Consider the following 20806-nt stretch of genomic DNA (forward strand, 5'->3'; position numbering starts at 1 on the left):
GCGACTACTCCGTGAGCGAGGCCGGTGCGGCGTCGGTCACCGGGTCGGTGACCGGCCTCCCACGATACAGGCTCTCGAACGTGTTGAGCGTGGTCTGGATGTCGTGCGCGGCGATGAGTCGGATCGAGCCCTCCTTGAGGGCGCGGTACTCCTCGGGAGACGCTTCGAGCACGGTGCGGAGCTTCGCCGCAAGGTCTTCGGGTTGCCCGGTTCGAAGAGGTAGCCGTTCTCGCCATCGTGCACGAGGTGCGGGAGCGCCATGGCGTTCGCGGCGACGACGGGGAGCGCCGAGGCCATCGACTCCATCGTGACGATCGACTGGAGCTCGGCGATCGAGGGCATGGCGAGCACGGATGCCCGGTGGTAAGCCTCGCGGAGCTCTTCGTCGGTCACGTAGCCCGTGAAGGTCACGCGGTCGGCGATGCCGAGTTCGGCGGCGAGGTGCTGCAGGTTCTTCATCTGGTCGCCGCCGCCGACGATCTCGATCTTGGCGTCGAGTTCTGCCGGCAGGAGCGTCGCCGCGCGGAGGAGCACGTCGATCTGCTTCTCGCCCGTGACGCGGCCGACGAAGAGGATGCGGTTCTCGGTGCGGGGCTCCCAGCTCGGGGAGTACTTGTGGGCGTCGATGCCGCACGAGATCGCGTGCACGCCGTGGAGTCCGGTGTGCTTCTCGAGGAACTGCGCGGCCTTCCGGGTCGGCGTCGTGACGGCTTCGGCTCGCCCGAAGGTACGGCCCGCGGACTTCCATGCGACGCCGACGGCGAAGTCTTGCCAGGCCTTGGGCAGGAGCGTGAACTCGAGGAGGTTCTCGGGCATGAAGTGGTTGGTGCCGATGATGCGGATGCCGCGCTTCTCGGCCTCGACGGCGAGACCTCGGCCGACGACGAGGTGCGACTGGAAGTGCACGACGTCGGGCTTGACGGCGTCGATGACGCGCGCGGCGTTCTGCTTGATGCGCCACGGGAGCGCGAAGCGCAGCCAGTCGTGGGGGTACCAGCGCCACGAGTAGATGCGGTGGGCGGTCATCTCTTGACCCTCGTGGGTCTCTTTCCACGTGCCGTGCTTGCGGCTCGGCGCAGGCGCCATGATGTGCACGTCGTGGCCGCGCTCGACGAGTCCTGCGGCGAGGCGTTCGGCGAAGCGTGCGGCCCCATTGACATCGGGTGCGAACGTGTCGGCACCGATCAGGATGCGGAGCGGGCGCTCGACGCTGCTCGCCGGTTCGGCGGGATGCGCGCCGGGTGTATCTGGCACGGGGAGTGGTTCCTCACGATTCGGTCAGGGGCCGATCAGCCCCGATGGTGCGGCACGACGGGGGTGTTCGTGCGGGCTGAATCGACCATAGTCTACGCAAACGGTCCGGGAACGGTCTGTACCGGGCATGTCATCCGATCGGATGACGCGGCGTCACAGCCTCGTCTGCGGGTGGTTCCTGGCGAGCATGAACACGCCCCAGACTGCGATCGCACCGGCGACGACGAACACCGGGATCGCCCACGGAGGCGCCTGGGAAGCCTCGCCGAGGATGACGATTCCGATGGCGACGGCAACCATCGGGTCGACGACCGTGAGACCCGCGATCACAAGGTCAGGAGGCCCCGACGCATAGGCGTTCTGCACGAAGTAGGCGCCGAGCGCTGTGCCGGCGAGCAGGCCGACGACGCACAGCGCGGTGAGCCACTCGAAGTGCGACTCCTGCAGCCGCGCGAGCACGACCTTGGCGAGGGTCGCGACGAACCCGTACAGGACGCCCGCCATGATCACGTAGAACACGGCACGGATGCGCGAGCGCATGAGCCCGAAGATGACGGCCGCAGCGGCGAGCACGACGAGCAGAATGACGAGGATCGTGATGAGCTGACGGTCGGTCACGGGCCGTGAGACGGCGGTGAACGCGGCGACGCCGACGAAGAGGAAGACGCCGCCGACGCACATGACGATCGCGATGATCGATTTGCGATTGAGCTGCACCTTGTTGACGCGAGAGTTCACGATCGACGTGATGACGAGGGCGATCGCGCCGAGCGGCTGCACGACGATGAGGGGCGCGAAGTAGAGGCTCGAGAGCTGGAAGGCGATCGCGAGCCCGAGCATGAGCGTGCCGATGACCCACGAGGGGCGCGCGAGCAGGAGCTTCAATTGCGTGAGGTTGAGCCCTTTGCCGAGCGAATCGACGGTCTTCGACTCGACCTTCAGCACCCCGCGGTGCTGGAACTGCGCACCGAGCGAGAGGAACACGGCGCCGATGAGCGCCAGCGGGATCCCGATGAACTGCGTCGGCGAGAGCGCGATCTGCTCCGTCAGGTCGCTGAGGTCGGGATTCACGCCCTCGACCCTACCCGCTCGCCGCCGATCCCCCGCGGCGACGCTCCCCAGGTCGATATCCTTGCGGGATGGCCGTCCTCCCGATCCGCATCTCCGGTGACCCCGTCCTCCACTCCCCCGCGGCACCCGTGGAGGAGATCGACGACACGATCCGCGAACTCGTCGCGGACATGTTCGAGACCATGGACCGGGCGCCGGGCGTCGGCCTCGCGGCCCCGCAAGTCGGCGTGCCGCTGCGCATCTTCACATTCGGCTGGACCGACGAGTCGGGCAAGGCGTGGCGGGATGTCGCGATCAATCCCGAACTCTGGATCAGCCCGCCGCCGGCCGGTGAGCCCGATCTCGACGAGGAAGAGGGCTGCCTGTCGTTCCCGGGCGAGCGGTTCGGTCTGCGCCGCGCGGAGCACGCGATCCTGCGCGCGACCGATCTCGACGGCAACGGGTACGAGATTCAAGCGCACGGATGGCTCGCGCGCATCTTCCAGCACGAGTACGACCACCTCGACGGCACGCTCTACATCGATCGCCTCGGCGAGAGCGATCGCAAGATCGTGCACAAGATCTCGAAGAAGCTCGGCTGGGGCAAGCCCGGCGTGCAGTGGATGCCCGGGGTCGACGACCTCGAGGGCTGAGCCCGGCGATACCGCCGCGACCGTCGCGCCCCGGTTTCAGAGCGGCGGATGCCTCGGAGTCGCCGCGTCAGGTAACCGCGCGAAGCCCGGCGGCGACCGCCGCGGCTACGATCACGACGACGACGAACGGCACCCGGAGCGCGAAGAGCGCGGCCGCGACGATGACCGCGGGAAGTCGGGCATCGACGACGATCGCCTGCCCGTCGCCGAAGGTCTGGACTGCGATGAGGGCCGCGAGGAGCGCGACGGTGAGCAGGTCGGCGATCCGCGCGGGTCGCTCGCGCTCGAGGAAGCTCGCCGGGACGGCGTAGCCCGCGAGCTTGAGCGCGAGCGTCGCGATGCTGGCGAGGATCACGATGTGCCAGATCGTCACGTCGCTCGCCTCCGGCCGAGGAGGTCGAACCAGCCGACGACGACCGCGACGACTGCGGCGACGAGCACGGGCAGTCCGGGCATCAGCACGGGGGTCGTGAAGGCGGCGACGACCGCGGCCGCCACCGCGACGGCGCCCGTCTGCAGGCTCTTGAGCCTCGGCCACAGGAGTCCGAGGAATGCCGCGGCGGCCGCGGCATCCAACCCCCACGCCCTCGTGTCGCCAATCGCGTCGCCGATGAGTGCGCCCGCGAGCGTCGTGAGGTTCCACCCGACGAAGATCGCGACGCCCGTGACCCAGAACCCGATGCGGGACTGCCGCTCGTCGGTCTGGGCGAGCGCGACGGCGGTCGATTCGTCGATCGTCACCCACGACGCCGCAGCGCGTCGCCAGGGGCCGCCCGTGTCGACGACCGGCTTCATGCGCATGCCGTAGACGACGTTGCGCACCCCGAGGAGGCCCGCGGCGGCGATGGCGGATGCCCCGGCCGCGACGCCGCCCGAGGCGACCACGCCGACGAGGGCGAACTGGGAACCGCCCGTGAACATGATGAGGCTGAGGAAGCAGGTCTGCCAGACATCCAGCCCCGCAGCGACCGAGAGGGCGCCGAACGACACGCCGTACACGGCGGTGGCGAGGCCGACGGCCAGGCCGTCGCGCGCGGCGGGTGACTTCAGCAGGCGTTTGCGCGAGGCATCCGCCCCGCCATCGGCTGCCTCGCCCACGCATCCTCCACAACTCGCCGCCGGTGCGCGGATCGGCGCACGGGCTCACCCATACTAGATCGGGTGACCCTGCCCGCCGCCGCGCCCGAACGCACCGCGATCGACCTCGATGCGAACCGCCCGCTCGACGACCGCTACTTCGAGCGAATGGCCGCGAGCCTCGGCGACAAGGCCCGCGTGATCCCGTTCCTCGTCGGCCGACGGGTGCTCGACGTCGGCGCGGGCGGCGGCGAACTCGCCCGCGCGATCGCGGGCGCCGGATTCGCGGTGACGGCGCTCGATGCGAGCGACGAGGCGATCCGCCGCCTCGAATCGCTCGGCGGCGTCGAGGTCGCACATGGCGACGCGTCGGACGCGGCTCGCGTCGTCGGAGGCGGCTTCGATGCGATCGTGTGCTCGGCGGTGCTGCACGAGGTCTACTCGTATGCGCCCGCGGACGCACGCCGGGGGACCCTCGACGCGGCGCTCGCGATGTTCGCAGACATGCTCGCTCCTGGCGGCCGGCTCGTGATCCGCGACGGCGTCATGCCCGACGACCCAAGTCGTCCCGCGAGCGTGCTTCTCCCGCCCGGGCGGATCGACGCCTTCGACCGGTACGCAGTGCTCACGCCGCACGCCGAGCTCGTGCTCGCACGCGACGGCGCCCGCGTCGAGGGCACACGCCACCAGATCGCCGAACTCCTCTTCACGCTGACGTGGGGCGCCGAGACCTTCGCGCGCGAAGCGCAGGAGCGCTATCAGCTCCACACACTCGCGGGCTACGCCGAGGCCGTCGCGCCGTACGGGCTGTCGCTCGTGCACGCCGACGCCGTCACGCAGCCGGGATACGTGGCGGCCCTCGCCGACATCGAGGTGCGCGACGAGCACGGCCGGCCGTGGTTCCCGCCGACCAACGGACTCTGGGTGTTCGAACACCCATGATGGGCGTGACCCATGCGACGAGCGGCGCCGCGGCCTGGATCGCCGTGACGGGCGCCGCTCCCCTCATCACGACGGGCCTCGTGCCGCTCAGTCCCATCGGCGTGCTCGCCGGCACGGCCGTGTGCGCGGGCGCTGCGCTCCTGCCCGATGCCGACCATCGCAGCGCCACCATCGCGCACTCCGTGCCGATCCTCGGCAGACTCGCCGCGGGCGCTGTCGAGACCGTCTCGGGCGGGCACCGTCACGGCGCGCACTCGATCATCGCGGTCGTGCTCGCGACGGTCGCCGCGTGGGGTCTGTCGACCGCGATGGTGGAAGTCCCGCGGTACGGGCCGCTCGCGATCGGCGCCGGTCTCGGCACCGCCGCGCTCGTGTGCTTCGGCCTCAAAGCCCGCGACTTCGTCGAGTCGTGGGCGACGGCGTGGGTCGTCGGGCTGCTGCTCGGCTCGTTCATCGTCCTGGCAGCCCCCGACGAGGTGCGCTGGTTCCCGCTCGCGGTCGGCCTCGGCATGCTCATGCACCTCGCGGGCGATTTCTTGACGACCGGCGGGCTTCCGGGATTCCTGTGGCCGTGGGTGCCGCGCCCGCCGAAGCCGTGGCGGCGCATCCCAGTGCTGAACGACCTCTGGCGGCCGAACGGCTATGTCGCGCTCCCCCTGCTCGGCGACGCCGGGAGCCTGCGCGAGCACGTGCTCGGGTGGGCTCTCGGGCTCTACTGCCTCGCGGGAGCGATCGGCGAAGTCCTTCTCGCGCTCGGAGTCGATCCCGTCGAAGTGCTCACGGCATTCGCAGGCTGAAACGATGAAGTCCCGGTGCATCTCGCACCGGGACTTCTCTGTTGCTCCCCCACTTGGACTCGAACCAAGAACCTATCGGTTAACAGCCGATTGCTCTGCCAATTGAGCTATGGAGGATCGCTTTGCAGCGACAGTTACTCTAGCAAACCTCTCGCCCGAGTCCCAATCGAGGAACCCTCGCGTCGAGGCTGCGCAGAGCGCGCTGCATCCGACTCACGTCGGGAGGCCCGTTTCGACCTCGTCGATGATCGCATGCCCGCCGTCGAGCGCGCCCGCGAGCGCCTTGACGTACGGGTGCGACGGGTCGTCGAGCACCTCGTCGATCGTGCCGAGTGCGACGAGCGCACCGCGATCGAATACCGCGATCCGGTCGGCGATACGCCGCAGGACAGGCAGGTCGTGCGTGATGACGATCGCCGAGAACGTGTGGCCGTCGCGCAGCTCGTGAAGGAGTTGCGCGACGGCGTCGCGCACCGTGAGGTCGATGCCCGCGGTCGGCTCGTCGGCGATCAGCAGCGTCGGCTTCAGCACGAGCGCGCGCGCGAGCGCGACCCGTTGGCGCTGCCCGTTGCTGAGCTCGTACGGAAAGAGGTCGAGCACCGTGAGCGGCAGCCGCACGGCGTCGACGAGGTTCGCCACGCGCAGTCGCAGGGCCTTCACGTCGTACCGCGGATCGCGCTCGAGGATCGGCTCGGCGATGTTCTCGGCGACCGTGCGATCGGGCAGCAGGCGCACCGCGGCGTCTTGCGGCAGGTAGCCCACCCGGTACTGGTACTCCGCGAGCTTGCGGCGAGACATCCGTCGCAATTCCTGGCCGAGCACGCGCGCCGCGCCGCCCGTGATGACCGGCCGGACCTCTTCGTCGCGCGGATCGAGGAAGACGCCCGAGAGGATCTTCGCGAGCGTCGACTTGCCGCTGCCCGCACTGCCGAGCACCCCGAGCACCTCGCCCGGCGCGAGCCGCAGCGTGATGCCGTGGAGCGCCACGTGTGCGGGACTCGGCCCGCGCCCGGGATACTCAACCGAGAGGTCGCTCAGAACCACCGGATGACCGTGCGCGGGGGTGCGATGCATCAGACTGCCTCCCTGAGACGACGGAGCTCCGCCCGCCGTTCGGCTTGCGCGACCGGGTCGGGCACCGGAAGCGATGCCAGCAGCCGCTGAGTGTACGGATCCCGAGGGGACCCGAGCACCTCGGCGCCCGTGCCTTCCTCCACCAATTCGCCATGGTAGAGCACGGCGATCCGGTCGACCAGGAGGTCCACCACCGCGAGATCGTGGCTGATGAACAGGCACGCGAAGCCGAATTCGCTCTGCAGCTCGCGGAAGAGTTCGAGCACACGTGCCTGCACCGACACGTCGAGCGCGGACGTCGGCTCGTCGGCGATGAGCAGCTCGGGCTCGAGCGCGAGTGCGCGCGCGAGGCTCGCGCGCTGGCGCTGGCCGCCCGAGAGCTCGTGCGGGAAGCGGTCGCCGTAGGCCTTGGGGAGCTGCACGGCCTCGAGGAGTTCGTCGACACGCGGACGCGCCGAACGTGCATCGCCCGCACGCCCGTGGATCACGAGCGGCTCGGCGACGCACTCCGCGATCGTGAGGAGCGGGTTGAAGCTCGATGCCGGGTCTTGGAACACGAATCCGAGACGGCTGCGAACCGGCCGGAACTGCCGCTCGCGGACTCCGTTCATCTCGTGCCCGAGCACCTGGAGCGACCCGCCAGTGACCTTCGTGAGGCCTGCGATGGCGCGGCCGATCGTCGTCTTGCCCGACCCCGACTCGCCCACGAGCCCGAGCACCTCGCCGGGACGGATGACGAAGTCGACGCCGTGGACCGCCTTGAACCCGGGCCGGCCGAAGCGGCCCGGGTACTGGATCTCGAGCCCCCGCGCCTCCACGACGGGCGTCGACTCGGCCCACCCTTCAGGCCTTGCGGCGGCACGCTCGGCGGCACGAGCCGTGCCGTGCCCGACGTAGGGCACCGCCGCGAGGAGCGACTTCGTGTACTCGGCCTGGGGCGACGCGAAGAGCGTCGTCACGTCGGCCTCCTCGACGACATTGCCCTGGTACATGACGGCGACGCGGTCGGCGAGGTCGGCGACGACGCCCATGTTGTGCGTGATGAGCACGATCGCCGTGCCGAACTCGTCGCGCAGCCGCCGGAGGAGGTCGAGGATCTCGGCCTGCACGGTCACGTCGAGGGCCGTCGTCGGCTCGTCGGCGACGATGAGGCCCGGGTCGAGCACGAGCGCCATCGCGATGACGATCCGCTGCTTCTGCCCGCCCGAGAACTGGTGCGGGTAGTGGTCGACGCGTTCCTCGGCGTCGGGGATGCCGACGAGTCGGAGCACCTCGATCGCCTTCACCCGGGCCTCCTGCTTCGAGAGGTCGCCGTGGGCACGGAGGCCCTCGGCGATCTGCCAGCCGACCGTGTAGACGGGGTTCAGAGCCGCCGAGGGCTCCTGGAACACCATCGCGACATCCGTGCCCCGCACCTCGCGGAGCTGCTTCGCGTCGAGCGAGACGACGTCCTGGCTGCGCGTGCCCTCGCGGTTCGAGAGGACGACGGCGCCGCTCGCGGTCGCGGTCTCGGGCAGGAGCCCGAGGATCGTCTTCGCCGTGACCGTCTTGCCGCTGCCCGACTCGCCCACGATCGCGAGGACCTCGCCGCGGTTCACGTGCAGGGTGACGTCGTCGACGGCCTTGACCGCACCCGCATCGGTCGAGAACGAGACTCCGAGTCGCTCGATGCTGACGATCGCGTCGCGTGCGTCTGAACGATCGGCGCTCATGGCTTGACCTCGATTCCGTGCTCGTCGAATGTTTCCCCGGGCTCGATCCCGTCGATGCCGCCAGGGCCCGCGGTGAGCGTCCCGCCGGGCACGACCGATGTCTCGGCGACCTGGCCTGCCGCCTGTGCGACCCGACGACGGCCCCGCAGACGCGGGTCGGCGAGATCGTTGAGGCTCTCCCCACGAGCGTGATGCCGAGCACCGTGAATACGATCGCGAGGCCCGGGAAGAGCGCCGTCCACCAGATGCCGCTCGTGACATCCGACTGCGCCTTGAAGAGGTCGTAGCCCCACTCGGCCGCCGCCGTCGGTTCGATGCCGAAGCCGAGGAAGCCGAGGGCCGCGAGCGTCAGGATCGCCTCGGACGCGTTGAGCGTGATGATGAGCGGCAGGGTGCGAGTGGCGTTCCGGAACACGTGCTTGAACATGATGCGCCCGTTCGACGCGCCGAGCACCTTCGCCGACTCGACGTACGCCTCGGCCTTGATCCGCACGGTCTCCGCGCGGATGACGCGGAAGTACTGCGGGATGTAGACGACCGTGATCGAGCCCGCCGCGGCGAGCACGCCGCCCCACAGGTTCGACTGGCCCCCCGAGATGACGATCGACAGCACGATCGCGAGGAGGAGCGACGGGAACGCGTAGATCGCGTCGCACACGACGACGAGGATGCGGTCGAACCATCCGCCGAAATACCCGGCGAAGAGGCCGAGCAGCACGCCGATGAAGATGGAGAGCACGATCGCGATGACGATCACGAGGATCGCCGTCTGCATACCCCACACGACTCGCGAGAGCACGTCGTACCCGCCGACGGTCGTGCCGAACCAGTGCTCGGCCGACGGCGGCTGCTGCGTGCCGAACGAGACCCCGTCGACCTTCCGCTGGGCGAACCCGTACGGGGCGATCCACGGCGCGAACGCCGCGAGCAAGAGGAACCCGCCGACCATGACGAGGCCGGCGACGAGCATGCCGCGCTGGAGGCCGACGCTCTGACGGAGCTGGTGGACGACCGGCAGTCGGTCGACGAGACGGCGCTTGGGCGCCGCAGCGGATGTCACGGATGCCGCGGACATCAGTACCTCACCCTCGGGTCGATGAACGCCGCGATGATGTCGACGATGAAGTTGGTGACGGCCACGATGACGGCGAGGAGCGCGACGATGCCCTGGACGGCGACGAAGTCGCGCGACTCGAGGAACTCCGCGAGCATGAAGCCGAGGCCGCGCCACTCGAACGTCGTCTCGGTGAGGACCGCGCCCGCGAGGAGGAGCGCGATCTGCAGGCCGATGACCGTGACGATCGGCACGAGCGCCGGACGGTACGCGTGCTTGCGCAGCAGCCGCCCCTCGGCGACGCCTCGCGACCGGGCTGCGTCGACGTAGTCGGTCGAGAGCGTGCCGATGACGTTCGTGCGGACGAGCCGGAGGAAGATGCCGGCCGTCAGGAGGCCGAGCGCGACAGCCGGCAGCACGGCGTGCAGGAGCACGTCGCCGAGCACTTCGGGATCGCCCGTGAGGATCGCGTCGATCGTGTAGAAGCCTGTGCGGTTCGGCAGCGTCTGCATCGCGATCTCGGACTGGACGTTCGAGCGCCCCGCGATCGGCAGCCACTTGAGCCACACCGAGAAGACGAGCTTCAGGATGAGACCCGCGAAGAAGATCGGGACGGCGTACCAGACGATCGCGAGCACGCGGTAGATCGCGTCCTGCGCCTTGTCGCGGTGGTACGCCGCGAGCAGGCCGAGCGGAATGCCGACGGCGAACGCCACGATGAGCGAGTAGAAGACGAGCTCGAACGTGGCCGGACCGTAGGTCGCGAGCACCTCGACGACCGGTCGGTTCGTCGTGAGCGTCGAGCCGAAGTCGAACACGGCGATACGACCGAGGTACTCGAAGTACTGCACGAGGATCGGCCGGTCGTAGCCTGCCTCGTGCCGGAGCTCCGCGAGCTGGTCGGCCGAGAGTCGACCGCCCTGCGCCGCCGTGATCGGGTCGCCCGTCAGTCGCATCAGGAAGAAGACGAGCGTGACCAGGATGAAGACGGTCGGGATGATGAGCAGGAAGCGGACGAGCAGGTAGCGCCCGAAGCCTCCGCCTTTGGATGCCGCGGGCTTGGCGCCTGCCTTGGGCGTCGGCGTGCCCGGCCGCGGGGCGAGATCGGTGGCGGTCATGGGTTCCTCACGGTGCAGGGAACGGGGGCGACCCGCGAAAGCGGATCGCCCCCGTCAGCTGGGATCGATGCTAATCGAGCGACTCAGCCCTTGGAGAGTGCCGCGTAGCGGAACTTGAACGACGCGTCGAGCGTGTCCTCAGCTCCCTGCACGTCGGTGCCCACGACGGCGACCTGCGCGCCCTGCATGTAGGGGATCGTCGACAGGTCGGCTGCGACCTTGTCCTGGATCTCCTCGATGAGGGCGGTACGAGCAGCGGGGTCGGGCGTGACGGCCTGCTCGAGGATGAGGTCGTTGACCTCGGGGTTGTCGTAGTGGTTCGCGAGGAAGTTCTCCGTGAGGAAGAACGGCGTGAGGTAGTTGTCGGCGTCCGAGTAGTCGGGGAACCAGCCGAGCTGGTAGGCCGGGTACAGGTCGGCGACGCGGTCCTTCGAGAACTGGACCCACTCGGTCGACTGCAGGTCGACGGTGAACAAGCCCGACTCCTCGAGGTTCTCCTTGATGATCGCGTACTCGTCGGACGACGACGGGCCGTAGCGCTCGGCGACGTACTGGATCGAGATGTCGAGCGGCGTCGGGATGCCCGCCGCTTCGAGACGCTCGGCGGCCTTGGCGGGGTCGGGCGCGCCCGCGCCATCGCCGTAGAGGCCCTTGAGCGACTCCGTCGCACCCGTGAGGCCCTCGGGCACGTACGAGTACAGCGGCGTGAAGGTGCCCTTGTAGACGTCCTCCGAGATCGCGTCGCGGTCGATCAGGTCGGCGATCGCCTGACGGACGGCGAGCGCCTTGGCCGGGTCGGCCTCGGGCGTCGTCGCGCCGAACGGCATCGTGTTGAAGTTGAACACGAGGTAGCGGATCTCGCCGCCGGGGCCGTCGACGACCTTGACGCTGTCGTTGCCGCGGAGGTCCTCGATGTCGGTCGCGCTCAGCGTGCGGTGCGCGACGTCGATGTTGCCCTCCTGGACGTCGAGCTTCAGGTTCGACGCGTCGGTGTAGTACCGGGTGTTGACGACCTCGGTCTTCGCCGGTCCGAGGAGCCCCTGGTACGACGGGTTCGCCTTGTACGAGATGAGCTCGTTGACGGTGTAGCTCGTGATGTCGTACTGACCCGAGAACGCGTGGCCCTCGACGATCTCGTCGTCGCTCGTGAGCGAATCGGCCGAGAAGACGTCTTCGTCGACGATCGGGCCCACCGGGCTCGACAGGATCTGCGGGAAGATCTGGTCGTTGGGGCTCTTCAGGTGGAAGACGACCGTGAGGTCGTCGGGGCGTCGACCGAGTCGAGGTTGAAGAGCAGCGACGAGGGGCCGTTCGGGTCGGCGATCTTCAGCTGACGGTCGAACGTGAACTTCACGTCGGATGAGGTCAGGTCGTTGCCGTTCGCGAACTTCAGGCCCTCCTTGAGGGTGACCGTGTAGTCGGTGTCGGACGTGAACTCGGCCGACGTCGCGATGTCGGGCTCGACATCGGGGCTGCCGTAGGGCGTGTTCATGAGGAACGAGTAGACCTGGTTCATGACGGCGAACGAGCCGTTGTCGTACGAGCCGGCGGGGTCGAGCGCGGTGATCTGCTCGGTCGTGCCGATGGTGAGCGAGTCGGCGGAGCCGCTCTCGTCGCTCGCGCCCGCCGAGCAGCCCGCGAGGGCGAGTGCGGCGACCGAGACGCCGGCGGTCGCGACGAAGACGCGACGCCGGTGCTGGGATGCGGATGACATATCCGTCTACCTCTTCCTGTCAGGGGTCCTCGCACGCCGGAAGTGCAGGCTCCGGCGCGCAAGCCATATGTTCCAGAAGTAGCACGAAGGCAGGAAATCGTGCAGTGAGCGCGGTTCCACAGCCGGAATATTTATCGATCTGCAACGTACGGCGAATCCTCTGCGGAATCCGTCGGACGTCGACCGATCACTCCCCCGCGATGGCGCGCCGCTCCTGTTCGAGCGACACGAGGGCGCGCTGGATCGCGGCGAACGTCTCGCGGTCCGCGGGGTCGGTGCGCTGCAGCCTCCCGAGCAGGTCGCGCTTCTGTCGAAGCAGCTCTCGCTCGACGAGCGACCCGACGACGCCCCTCAGATACGCGGTGAGCTCGGCCCCCGTGCGCTGCGGCACGGGCGCGACCGCGAGTTGCTGCACGACGCCCGCGTACGGCGCCGGGACCTCGGCGACCACGCGGTCGATGCGGACCGCCCCGTCGCTCGCGAGCGCCGACGCGACGCCGTCGCGCACGACCGCGAGGGTGTCGTTCGCGAAGCGGCTGTCGATCGCGTGCCGGATGAGCTCGACCCCCGTCTCTTCGGGGAACTGGAGGATCGCCTGCAGCGCGTCGCGCTCGAGGCGCGTGGACGGGTCCTTCGGCAGGTCGACGATCGAGAACGGTCGCTGCGGAGCATCCGGAACATCGACGGATGTCTCGGTGGCCGAGCCTGCGCCGACGGGGCGCCCCGACTGCGAGCCCTCGGAACGAACGGATGCCTCGCCCGCGCGCCGCTCCCCCGCGTCGCCGCCGTCCCGGCCGCTGCGCGCATCACGCGCACGCGCGCCGGCGCTGCGCACCGCGCGCTCGACCTCGCCGAGCTCGAGGCCCAGCATGCGCGCGAGCTCGCGCGTGTAGCCGGGGCGGAGCGACGGGTCGCGGATCTCGGCGACGGCAGGCGCGGCCGCCCGAAGCGCGCCGACGCGCCCCTCGACGGTCTCGAGATCGAACTTCGCGAGCGTGTGGCGGATGACGAACTCGAACATGGGCGTCTTCTGCTCGATGAGCTCGCGCACCGCATGATCGCCGCGCGCGAGTCGCAGGTCGCACGGGTCGAGCCCGTCGGGCGCGACCGCGACGTAGGTCTGCGCGCTGAAGCGCTGCTCTTCTGCGAAGGCGCGCATCGCGGCGTTCTGGCCCGCCGCGTCGCCGTCGAACGTGAAGACGACCTCGCCGACCCCCGACGCGTCGCCGAGCACCCGGCGGAGCACGCGGATGTGCTCGACGCCGAACGCCGTGCCGCACGTCGCGATCGCCGTCGTCACGCCCGCGAGGTGGCACGCCATGACGTCGGTGTAGCCCTCGACGACGACGACCCGGTGCTCGCGCGAGACATCCCGCTTCGCGAGATCGAGCCCGTACAGCACCTGGGCCTTCTTGTAGATCGCCGTCTCGGGCGTGTTGAGGTACTTCGGGCCGTTGTCGTCGTCGAGGAGCCGCCTGGCGCCGAACCCGACCGTCTGGCCCGTGACATCCCGGATCGGCCACACCAGCCGCCCACGGAACCGGTCGTAGACGCCCCGATCGCCCTGCGACACGAGACCCGCAGCCGACAGTTCCTCGGCCGTGAAGCCTCGGCCCTGGAGGTGCTTCGTCAGGCGATCCCAGCTCTTCGGCGCGAACCCCACGCCGAACCGCTTCGCGGCCTCGGCGTCGAAGCCGCGCTCGCCGAGGAAGCGGCGACCGACCTCGGCCTCGGGGCTCGTGAGCTGCTCGGCGAAGTAGTCGGAAGCGGCCCGGTTCGCCGCGAGCAGACGCGCCCGATTGCCGTGGTCTTGCGCGGGGCCGCCACCGTCTTCGTAGTGCAGTTCGTACCCGAGGCGCCCCGCGAGCCGCTCGACGGCCTCGGCGAAGGTCACGTGGTCCATCTTCTGGAGGAACGAGTAGACGTCGCCCGACTCGCCGCAGCCGAAGCAGTGGTAGTAGCCGAGACCCGGTCGCACGTGGAAACTCGGGCTGCGCTCGTCGTGGAAGGGGCAGAGGCCCTTGAGCGAGCCGACGCCCGCCGACTTCAACGACACGTGCTCGCCCACGATGTCGGCGATGTTCGTGCGGGACTTCACCTCTTCGACGTCGCTCTGTCGAATTCTCCCCGCCATGGTCACATCCTAGGTGCGCTCAGCGCTGCACGAGCCGCTCGTACCAGGCGAGCGCCGACTGGTCGGTGAGGCTCTGCACCTGGTCGACGACGACGCGCTTGCGTGCGCGATCGTCGCCCGCCGCCCGCCAGTCTTCGGCGAAGCCGGGGTCGAGGAGGTCGTCGCCGGACGCATACAGCACGTCGGCGAGACCCGTCAGGATGTGCCGCTGCTGCGCGTAGATCGGCTGGCGCGTGTTCTTCGCCATCACGAACGCCGCGACGATGCCCTTGAGCACCGCGATCTCGGCCTGGATCCCGCGCGGCACGACGACGTCGGCGTCGAAGCGGATGAGGCTCGCGTTCGGGAACGCGTCGCGCGTCGCGACCGTCGCGGCGTGGGCGAAGCGCCCGATGAGCTGACTCGTGAGGTTCTTGAGTCTCGCCTGGTCGCGCCGCGAGCCGTCCCACGAGTCGATCCACACGTCGAGCGAGTCGAGCCGGTCGAACGCCGCAGTGAGCTCGTCGCGCGGGATCGAACCCCCGATCCACTCGCTCATCGCCTCGATGAGCGCCTCGTGATCGGCGCGCGCGCCGAGCGCCGCGACGTCGATGAACCCGTTGAAGATGGCGTCCTCGAAGTCGTGCACCGAGTAGGCGATGTCGTCGGAGAGGTCCATGACCTGGGCTTCGATGCAGAGGCGCCGCTCGGGCGCGCCCCTGCGGAGCCACTCGAACACGGCCACGTCGTCGTCGTAGAACCCGAACTTCTGCCGCCCCGACGGGTCGGCGACGGCGGATGCCTCGGGCCACGGGTACTTGCAACTGGCGTCGAGGCTCGCCCGCGTGAGGTTCAGCCCATAGCTGCGGCCGTCGTCGCCGAAGACCTTGGGCTCGAGACGGCTCAAGATGCGGAGGGTCTGCGCGTTGCCCTCGAACCCGCCGATGTCGGCGGCCCACGTGTTGAGGGCTTTCTCGCCGTTGTGGCCGAACGGCGGGTGCCCGAGGTCGTGCGCGAGGCAGGCCGTGTCGACGACGTCGGGATCGAGCGCGAGGTTCGTCGCGAGCTCACGACCGATCTGCGCGACCTCGAGCGAGTGCGTGAGCCGGTTGCGCGCGAAGTCCAGGCCCGCGGTCGGGCTGAGCACCTGGGTCTTGGCCGCGAGCCGTCTGAGCGAACTCGAGTGGAGCAGCCGAGCACGGTCGCGCGCGAAGTCGCTGCGCCTGGAGTAGTGCTCTTCAGGGTGCATGCGCTCGGCGTCGGCGTCGTCGTACCCGCCGAACAGCCGCGCTTCGCGCGCGCTCACCCGCCGCTCGTGTCGAGCTCGGCGTCGACGAGGGTCACCCGGTCGTGGCCCGCGAGCTCTTGCGAGTCGAGCCAGCCGTCGGGCAGCGCGGGCTGCTTGGGCGTGCCCGCGCGCCCGCGCGGACCTTCAGCGCCCTCACCGGGGTAGGGCATGTCCCAGTCGAGCGTCGCGAGGAGGTCGTCGAGGTGGGCGAGCGACTCGACGGTCGCGAGCTTCGCCCGCAGTTCGCCGCCGACGGGGTACCCCTTGAAGTACCAGGCGACGTGCTTCCGGATGTCTCGACACCCCCGCTCTTCGCTGTCGAAGAACTCGGTCAAGAGCTCGGCGTGACGGCGGAAGGTCTTCGCGACCTCGCCGAGACTCGGCTGCGCCGTCGCGGTGCTCAAGCCCGTCGGAGCGCCGCGGAACGCCGCCGCGAGATCGCCGAAGAGCCACGGGCGGCCGAGGCATCCGCGACCGACGACGACACCGTCGCACCCCGTCTCGTCGACCATGCGCAGCGCGTCGTCGGCCGACCAGATGTCGCCGTTGCCGAGCACCGGAACCGTCGTGACGGTCTCTTTGAGCTTCGCGATCGCCGACCAGTCGGCGTGGCCCGAATAGAACTCGCTCGCCGTGCGCGCGTGGAGCGCGATCGACGCGACGCCCGCGCCCTCGGCGATGCGACCCGCCTCGAGGTAAGTGAGGTGGTCTTGGTCGATGCCCTTGCGCATCTTGATCGTGAGGGGGATGTCGCCCGCGGCCTTGACCGCACCCTCGACGATGTCGCGGAAGAGCCCCGACTTCCACGGGAGCGCCGCTCCCCCGCCCTTGCGGGTGACCTTCGGCACGGGACATCCGAAGTTCAGGTCGATGTGATCGGCGCGGTCTTCGGCGACGAGCATCGTGACCGCCTCGGCGACCGTCTTCGGGTCGACGCCGTAGAGCTGGATCGAGCGCGGCGTCTCGGACTCATGGTGCGTGATGAGGCGCATCGACTCGGGCGTGCGCTCGACGAGCGCGCGGCTCGTGATCATTTCGCTCACGTAGAGGCCCGCGCCGAACTCGCGGCACAGGCGACGGAACGCCGTGTTCGTGATGCCCGCCATGGGGGCGAGCACGACGGGGACGTCGAGGACGAGCCCGCCGATCGTGAGCGGGCCGCGCGTGGCGGTGGTGGGTGCAGACATCGTCACCGATTCTCCCAGACTTCCCCGAGGATCCGCCCGACACGTCGGGGCGCGCGCATAGGATGCGAGAACGAGCGCTGTGGAGGAACGATGAGCGAGGCGAACCACGAGATCCCGAGCGGTGCCGAGCGCGTGCGCGCGGATGCCGCGGCGCGCGGGCTCGACATCGAGATCGTCGAACGCACCGCCGCGCGCAGCCTCGAAGAGGCCGCCGAGATTCTCGGCATCCAGCCCGGCGACATCGTGAAGTCCCTCGTCGTCAAGCGCAGCGACGACACCTACGTGTTCGCCCTCGTGCCCGGCGGCCGCAAGATCAGCTGGCCGAAGCTCCGCGCACTCCTCGGCGTCAACAAGCTGCAACTGCCCGACGCGTCGCTCGCGCTCGCCGCGACGGGCTACGAACGCGGCACCATCACGCCCATCGGCTCGACGACCGCGTGGCCCGTCGTCGCCGACGAGACCATCGTCGGCCGACGCGTGTCGATGGGCGCCGGCGAGCACGGCCGTAGCCTGTTCGTCGACGCCGACGCCCTCATCGCCGCGTACGGCGCGATCGTCGCCGACATCACCGAGCCCGAGTAAGGGTCGCGTTCAGACCCTCGACGCGTCGGATGTCTCGGCGTCCATGCCCGGGATGTAGCAGACATCGCCCTCGCACACCATCGCGCCGGGCGCGCCCGTGACCATCGTGAAGGGCACGGGCGCGACATCCGGAACTTTCGTGTCGCTCACGCGGCCGCTCCGTCCTTCTCGCCCGCGACCTGCGTCAGCACGTTCGCGAACACCTCGGCGGGCTGCGCGCCCGAGACGCCGTACTTGCCGTCGAAGACGAAGAACGGCACACCCTGAATGCCGTAGGCACCCGCCTGCGCGATGTCGGCCTGCACGTCGGTCGCGTAGCGGCCGTCGTCGAGGGCGGCCCGTGCCTCGGCGCCGTCGAGCCCGACCTCTTCTGCGTAGCCGACGAGCTGGTCGAGGCGGTTCACGCGGCCGCCCTCGACGAAGTAGGCCTTCAGCAGCCGCTCCTTGAGCTCGAGCTGCTTGCCGTGCGCCTTCGCGAAGTGCAGGAGCTCGTGGGCCTTCAGGGTCTTCGTGTGCGCGACCTTCTCGAAGTGGTAGTCGAGGCCCGCGTTCGCGGCGACGTTGGTCACGTGCTCGAGCATCTGCTCGACACGCTCGACGGGCATGCCCTTTCGCTCGGAGAGGTACTCGATGGTCGAGCCTTCGAAATCGAGCGGGGTGTCGGGCGAGAGCTCGAACGAGTGGTACTCGATCTCGACGTCGGGGGCGCCGTCGCCCATCGCGGCGAGGCCGCTCTCGAGGTGCCGCTTGCCGATGTAGCACCACGGGCACGCGATGTCGGACCAGATGTCGATCTTGATGGGGGAATTCGAAGTCACACCACGTGCAACGTGGGATCCATGCGTCCGTATTCCTCGTCTCGGCCGCTCGCCGATCATCGCGTAGGAGACGCCGCCCGGCGCGCCGCTGCGCATCGGCGTGCCGCAGAGATCTTCCTACGTCGTGAACCGAAGCCAGGTGACCGATCGTTACCATTGGCGGATGCCTCCCGCCGACGTTCCTCGCCGTGTGCTCGTCGCCGGCACGAGCGGGTCGGGCAAGTCGACGCTCGCACGGCGGATCGCCGAGGCATCCGGGGCACGGTATCAAGAGATCGATGCACTCTTCCACGGCCCCGACTGGACGCCGCGGCCGACCTTCGAAGCCGACGTCGACGCATTCACGAGCGGCGACATGTGGGTCATCGAATGGCAGTACGGACTCGTTCGCGACCTGCTCGCAGCACGCGCGGACACCCTCGTCTTCCTCGACTATCGGCGCTCGCTCGTGATGTCGCGTGTCGTCCGACGCACGGTTCGGCGTCGGGTGCGCCGCGAGGAACTGTGGAACGGCAACCGCGAAGCGCCGCTCGCGACGATCTTCACCGACCGCGACCACATCGTGCGCTGGGCATGGCGCACGCACTCCGGGCACGCGGCGCAGGTCGCTCGGGCCGCCGCTGCGAACCCGGGTCTTCGGGTCGTGCGTTTGCGCTCGCCGAAGGCGGCCGAGCGGTGGCTTGCGGGGACGTTTCCGGGAGAAGCGTGAGCGACTACAACCCGGTGTCGTCCGTCTCGGTCTCTCGAGCACTCTCGGCCGTCGGCGCGTCGACGGCCCCGCCGAAGCGGCGGTTGCGGCTGAGATAGATGCCGACCGCCTCCCACAGGTCGGTGCGGGAGAAGTCGGGCCAGAGCGTGTCGAGGAACACCATCTCGGCGTACGCCGACTGCCACAGGAGGAAGTTCGACGTGCGCTGCTCGCCCGACGAACGCACGAAGAGGTCGACGTCGGGCAGGTCGGGCACGTAGAGCCGCTTCTGGATGAGCTTCTCGGAGACGGCCGACGGCCGGAGCCGCCCGGATGCCACGTCGTCGGCGATCGACCTCACGGCGTCGACGAGTTCGTTGCGGCCGCCGTAGTTGACGCACATCGTGAGGGTGAGCGTCGAGTTGCCGGCCGTGAGTCGCTCGGCGTACTTGAGCTCGTCGATGACCGACTTCCAGAGGCGCGGGGTGCGGCCCGCCCACCGGATGCGGACGCCCCACTCGTTGAGCTGGTCGCGGCGGCGGTGGAGCACATCGCGGTTGTAGCCCATGAGGAAGCGCACCTCGTCGGGCGAGCGCTTCCAGTTCTCGGTCGAGAAGGCGTAGACCGAGAGGTGCTTGACGCCCGCCTGGATCGCGCCTGCGACGACGTCGAGCAGGGCCGCCTCGCCCGCCTTGTGCCCCTCGATGCGCGTGAGCCCGCGGCGGTTGGCCCAGCGGCCGTTGCCGTCCATGACGATCGCGACGTGCTCGGGCACCGACCCCTTCGGGAACGCGGGCGGGTAGAGCCCCGTCCAGTCGACCGGGCGGTACGGGACGGCGTCTTTGTGCGTGTAGGGCTTCGGGGTCACTCGGGCACGACTGCTTTCTCGGGTGCGGTTTCGGAGGTCTCGGATGCCTCGGATGTCTCGGCGACGGCCGTCTCCACCGCGTGCCGCGACTCGCGGTCGACGTGCGACAGCGACCGGAGCCCGCGCTCGAGGTGCCACTGCACGTACGCCGCGACGATGCCGCTCGCCTGGTTCCGGTCGCGTTCGGGGCTGCTTCGGCGAAGTCCCAGTCGCCCGCGAGGAGCGCCCCGAGGAGGGCGATCGTCGTGCGCGCGATGCGGGGGCGCCGGGCGGTGCGCACTCGTCGTCGCACACGACGCCGCCGAGCTGCACGACGACCGCGGTGTGCTCGCCCGCACGCCCGCATCGCGCGCAGTCCTGGAACGACGGCGCCCAGCCCGCGAGGGCGAGCGCGCGCAAGAGATAGGAGTCGAGGGTGAGCGCCGGGCCGTGCTCATGGCGCGCGAGCGAGCGCAGGGCGCCGACGAGCAGCAGGTACTGCTGCAGCGACCCTTCTTCTTCGGTGACACGGTCGGCGGTCTCGACCATCGCGTTCGCGGCCGTGTACGCGGCATAGTCCTGCGAGATCTCGGCACCGTACGCGCCGAGCGTCTCGGCCTGGGTGATGACGTCGAGGGTGCGGCCCTCGTAGAGCTGGAGGTCTGCGACCATGAACGGTTCGAGACGCGACCCGAACTTCGACGCCGTACGCCGCACGCCCTTCGCGACAGCCCGGATCTTGCCGTGCCGACGGCTGAGGAGCGTCACGATGCGGTCGGCCTCGCCCAGCTTGTGGGTGCGGAGCACCACCGCTTCATCTCGATAGACCGGCACTCCT

Annotated in this window: 17 protein-coding genes, 1 tRNA gene and 4 pseudogenes; 5 read left to right on the forward strand and 17 right to left on the reverse strand. The window is 69.5% G+C overall.

The window, feature by feature from the left end:
* Positions 1-4 precede the first annotated feature (4 nt).
* Together ET445_RS12970 and ET445_RS12975 are read right to left on the reverse strand one after the other, a co-directional pair.
* A pseudogene (locus ET445_RS12970) lies at positions 5-1254 on the reverse strand (glycosyltransferase).
* 153 nt (positions 1255-1407) lie between these two features.
* Positions 1408-2325 (reverse strand): DMT family transporter, encoded by a 918-nt coding sequence (locus ET445_RS12975; protein ID WP_129191658.1) that lies wholly within the window; start codon positions 2323-2325, stop codon positions 1408-1410.
* Positions 2326-2393: 68 nt separating this feature from the next.
* Between ET445_RS12975 and def the strand changes: the two genes are divergently transcribed.
* On the forward strand, positions 2394-2957 hold the full coding sequence (gene def, locus ET445_RS12980; RefSeq protein ID WP_129191659.1) for a peptide deformylase: 564 nt from the start codon (positions 2394-2396) through the stop codon (positions 2955-2957).
* Positions 2958-3024: 67 nt separating this feature from the next.
* Here def and ET445_RS12985 read toward each other — a convergent pair whose 3' ends face one another.
* Positions 3025-3330, reverse strand: coding sequence for an AzlD domain-containing protein (locus ET445_RS12985; protein WP_129191660.1), 306 nt, complete (start codon positions 3328-3330; stop codon positions 3025-3027).
* The gene (locus tag ET445_RS12990; RefSeq protein WP_243695200.1) at positions 3327-4055 is read right to left on the reverse strand and encodes an AzlC family ABC transporter permease; all 729 of its coding nucleotides are present in this window, start codon (positions 4053-4055) and stop codon (positions 3327-3329) included. Before ET445_RS12990 ends, ET445_RS12985 begins: the two co-directional genes overlap by 4 nt.
* A 63-nt stretch (positions 4056-4118) precedes the next feature.
* On the opposite strand from ET445_RS12990, the gene ET445_RS12995 reads away from it, so the two are divergent.
* Positions 4119-4976 (forward strand): methyltransferase domain-containing protein, encoded by an 858-nt coding sequence (locus ET445_RS12995; RefSeq protein WP_129191661.1) that lies wholly within the window; start codon positions 4119-4121, stop codon positions 4974-4976.
* A gap of 5 nt (positions 4977-4981) precedes the next feature.
* Positions 4982-5773, forward strand: coding sequence for a metal-dependent hydrolase (locus ET445_RS13000; RefSeq protein WP_165314401.1), 792 nt, complete (start codon positions 4982-4984; stop codon positions 5771-5773).
* A gap of 44 nt (positions 5774-5817) precedes the next feature.
* On the opposite strand, the gene ET445_RS13005 is transcribed toward ET445_RS13000, so the two are convergent.
* From ET445_RS13005 to dusB, 9 genes and pseudogenes are all read right to left on the reverse strand, one after another.
* Positions 5818-5890 (reverse strand) — tRNA-Asn (locus ET445_RS13005).
* A gap of 96 nt (positions 5891-5986) precedes the next feature.
* Positions 5987-6760, reverse strand: coding sequence for an ATP-binding cassette domain-containing protein (locus ET445_RS13010; RefSeq protein ID WP_208008413.1), 774 nt, complete (start codon positions 6758-6760; stop codon positions 5987-5989).
* An 86-nt stretch (positions 6761-6846) separates the two neighbouring features.
* A complete protein-coding gene (locus tag ET445_RS13015; protein ID WP_129191663.1) occupies positions 6847-8559 on the reverse strand; it encodes a dipeptide ABC transporter ATP-binding protein in 1713 nt (570 codons plus the stop codon).
* Positions 8556-9634, reverse strand: a pseudogene (locus tag ET445_RS13020) (ABC transporter permease). Before ET445_RS13020 ends, ET445_RS13015 begins: the two are co-directional and overlap by 4 nt.
* Positions 9634-10731 carry an ABC transporter permease gene (locus ET445_RS13025; RefSeq protein ID WP_129191664.1) on the reverse strand — a complete coding sequence of 366 codons (1098 nt, stop codon included), beginning with the start codon at positions 10729-10731 and terminating at the stop codon, positions 9634-9636. The pseudogene ET445_RS13020 and the gene ET445_RS13025 overlap by 1 nt, the downstream one beginning before the upstream one ends.
* Before the next feature lie 83 nt (positions 10732-10814).
* A pseudogene (locus ET445_RS13030) lies at positions 10815-12445 on the reverse strand (ABC transporter substrate-binding protein).
* A 187-nt stretch (positions 12446-12632) separates the two neighbouring features.
* Complete coding sequence (gene dnaG / locus ET445_RS13035; protein WP_129191665.1) at positions 12633-14579, reverse strand: DNA primase; 1947 nt, start codon at positions 14577-14579, stop codon at positions 12633-12635.
* Positions 14580-14598: 19 nt separating this feature from the next.
* A complete protein-coding gene (locus tag ET445_RS13040; RefSeq protein WP_279433475.1) occupies positions 14599-15864 on the reverse strand; it encodes a deoxyguanosinetriphosphate triphosphohydrolase in 1266 nt (421 codons plus the stop codon).
* Positions 15861-17033, reverse strand: a complete 1173-nt coding sequence (gene dusB / locus ET445_RS13045; RefSeq protein ID WP_129191666.1) for a tRNA dihydrouridine synthase DusB — start codon at positions 17031-17033, stop codon at positions 15861-15863. Before dusB ends, ET445_RS13040 begins: the two co-directional genes overlap by 4 nt.
* A gap of 90 nt (positions 17034-17123) precedes the next feature.
* Between dusB and ET445_RS13050 the strand changes: the two genes are divergently transcribed.
* Positions 17124-17615 carry an aminoacyl-tRNA deacylase gene (locus ET445_RS13050; protein ID WP_165314402.1) on the forward strand — a complete coding sequence of 164 codons (492 nt, stop codon included), beginning with the start codon at positions 17124-17126 and terminating at the stop codon, positions 17613-17615.
* Positions 17616-17624: 9 nt separating this feature from the next.
* Here ET445_RS13050 and ET445_RS17305 read toward each other — a convergent pair whose 3' ends face one another.
* Together ET445_RS17305 and ET445_RS13055 are read right to left on the reverse strand one after the other, a co-directional pair.
* Positions 17625-17765 carry a hypothetical protein gene (locus ET445_RS17305; RefSeq protein ID WP_165314403.1) on the reverse strand — a complete coding sequence of 47 codons (141 nt, stop codon included), beginning with the start codon at positions 17763-17765 and terminating at the stop codon, positions 17625-17627.
* Complete coding sequence (locus ET445_RS13055; protein WP_243695201.1) at positions 17762-18433, reverse strand: DsbA family oxidoreductase; 672 nt, start codon at positions 18431-18433, stop codon at positions 17762-17764. The genes ET445_RS17305 and ET445_RS13055 overlap by 4 nt, the downstream gene beginning before the upstream one ends.
* Positions 18434-18596: 163 nt before the next feature.
* On the opposite strand from ET445_RS13055, the gene ET445_RS13060 reads away from it, so the two are divergent.
* Entirely contained in the window at positions 18597-19142 is a 546-nt protein-coding gene (locus ET445_RS13060) for a P-loop NTPase family protein (protein WP_129191667.1), read from the forward strand.
* A 4-nt stretch (positions 19143-19146) separates the two neighbouring features.
* Here ET445_RS13060 and ET445_RS13065 read toward each other — a convergent pair whose 3' ends face one another.
* Both ET445_RS13065 and recO read right to left on the reverse strand, forming a co-directional pair.
* A complete protein-coding gene (locus ET445_RS13065; protein ID WP_129191668.1) occupies positions 19147-19989 on the reverse strand; it encodes an isoprenyl transferase in 843 nt (280 codons plus the stop codon).
* A pseudogene (gene recO / locus ET445_RS13070) lies at positions 19986-20802 on the reverse strand (DNA repair protein RecO). The gene ET445_RS13065 and the pseudogene recO overlap by 4 nt, the downstream one beginning before the upstream one ends.
* Positions 20803-20806: the final 4 nt, after the last annotated feature.

Source organism: Agromyces protaetiae, from assembly GCF_004135405.1.
GTDB classification, from domain to species: Bacteria; Actinomycetota; Actinomycetes; order Actinomycetales; family Microbacteriaceae; genus Agromyces; species Agromyces protaetiae.

Coding starts and splice junctions, on each gene's coding strand:
- def (WP_129191659.1), top strand. CDS start 2,394: ATGGCCGTCCTCCCGATCCGCATCTCCGGTGACCCCGTCCTCCACTCC.
- ET445_RS13015 (WP_129191663.1), bottom strand. CDS start 8,559: ATGAGCGCCGATCGTTCAGACGCACGCGACGCGATCGTCAGCATCGAG.
- ET445_RS13025 (WP_129191664.1), bottom strand. CDS start 10,731: ATGACCGCCACCGATCTCGCCCCGCGGCCGGGCACGCCGACGCCCAAG.
- dnaG (WP_129191665.1), bottom strand. CDS start 14,579: ATGGCGGGGAGAATTCGACAGAGCGACGTCGAAGAGGTGAAGTCCCGC.
- dusB (WP_129191666.1), bottom strand. CDS start 17,033: ATGTCTGCACCCACCACCGCCACGCGCGGCCCGCTCACGATCGGCGGG.
- ET445_RS13050 (WP_165314402.1), top strand. CDS start 17,124: ATGAGCGAGGCGAACCACGAGATCCCGAGCGGTGCCGAGCGCGTGCGC.
- ET445_RS13060 (WP_129191667.1), top strand. CDS start 18,597: ATGCCTCCCGCCGACGTTCCTCGCCGTGTGCTCGTCGCCGGCACGAGC.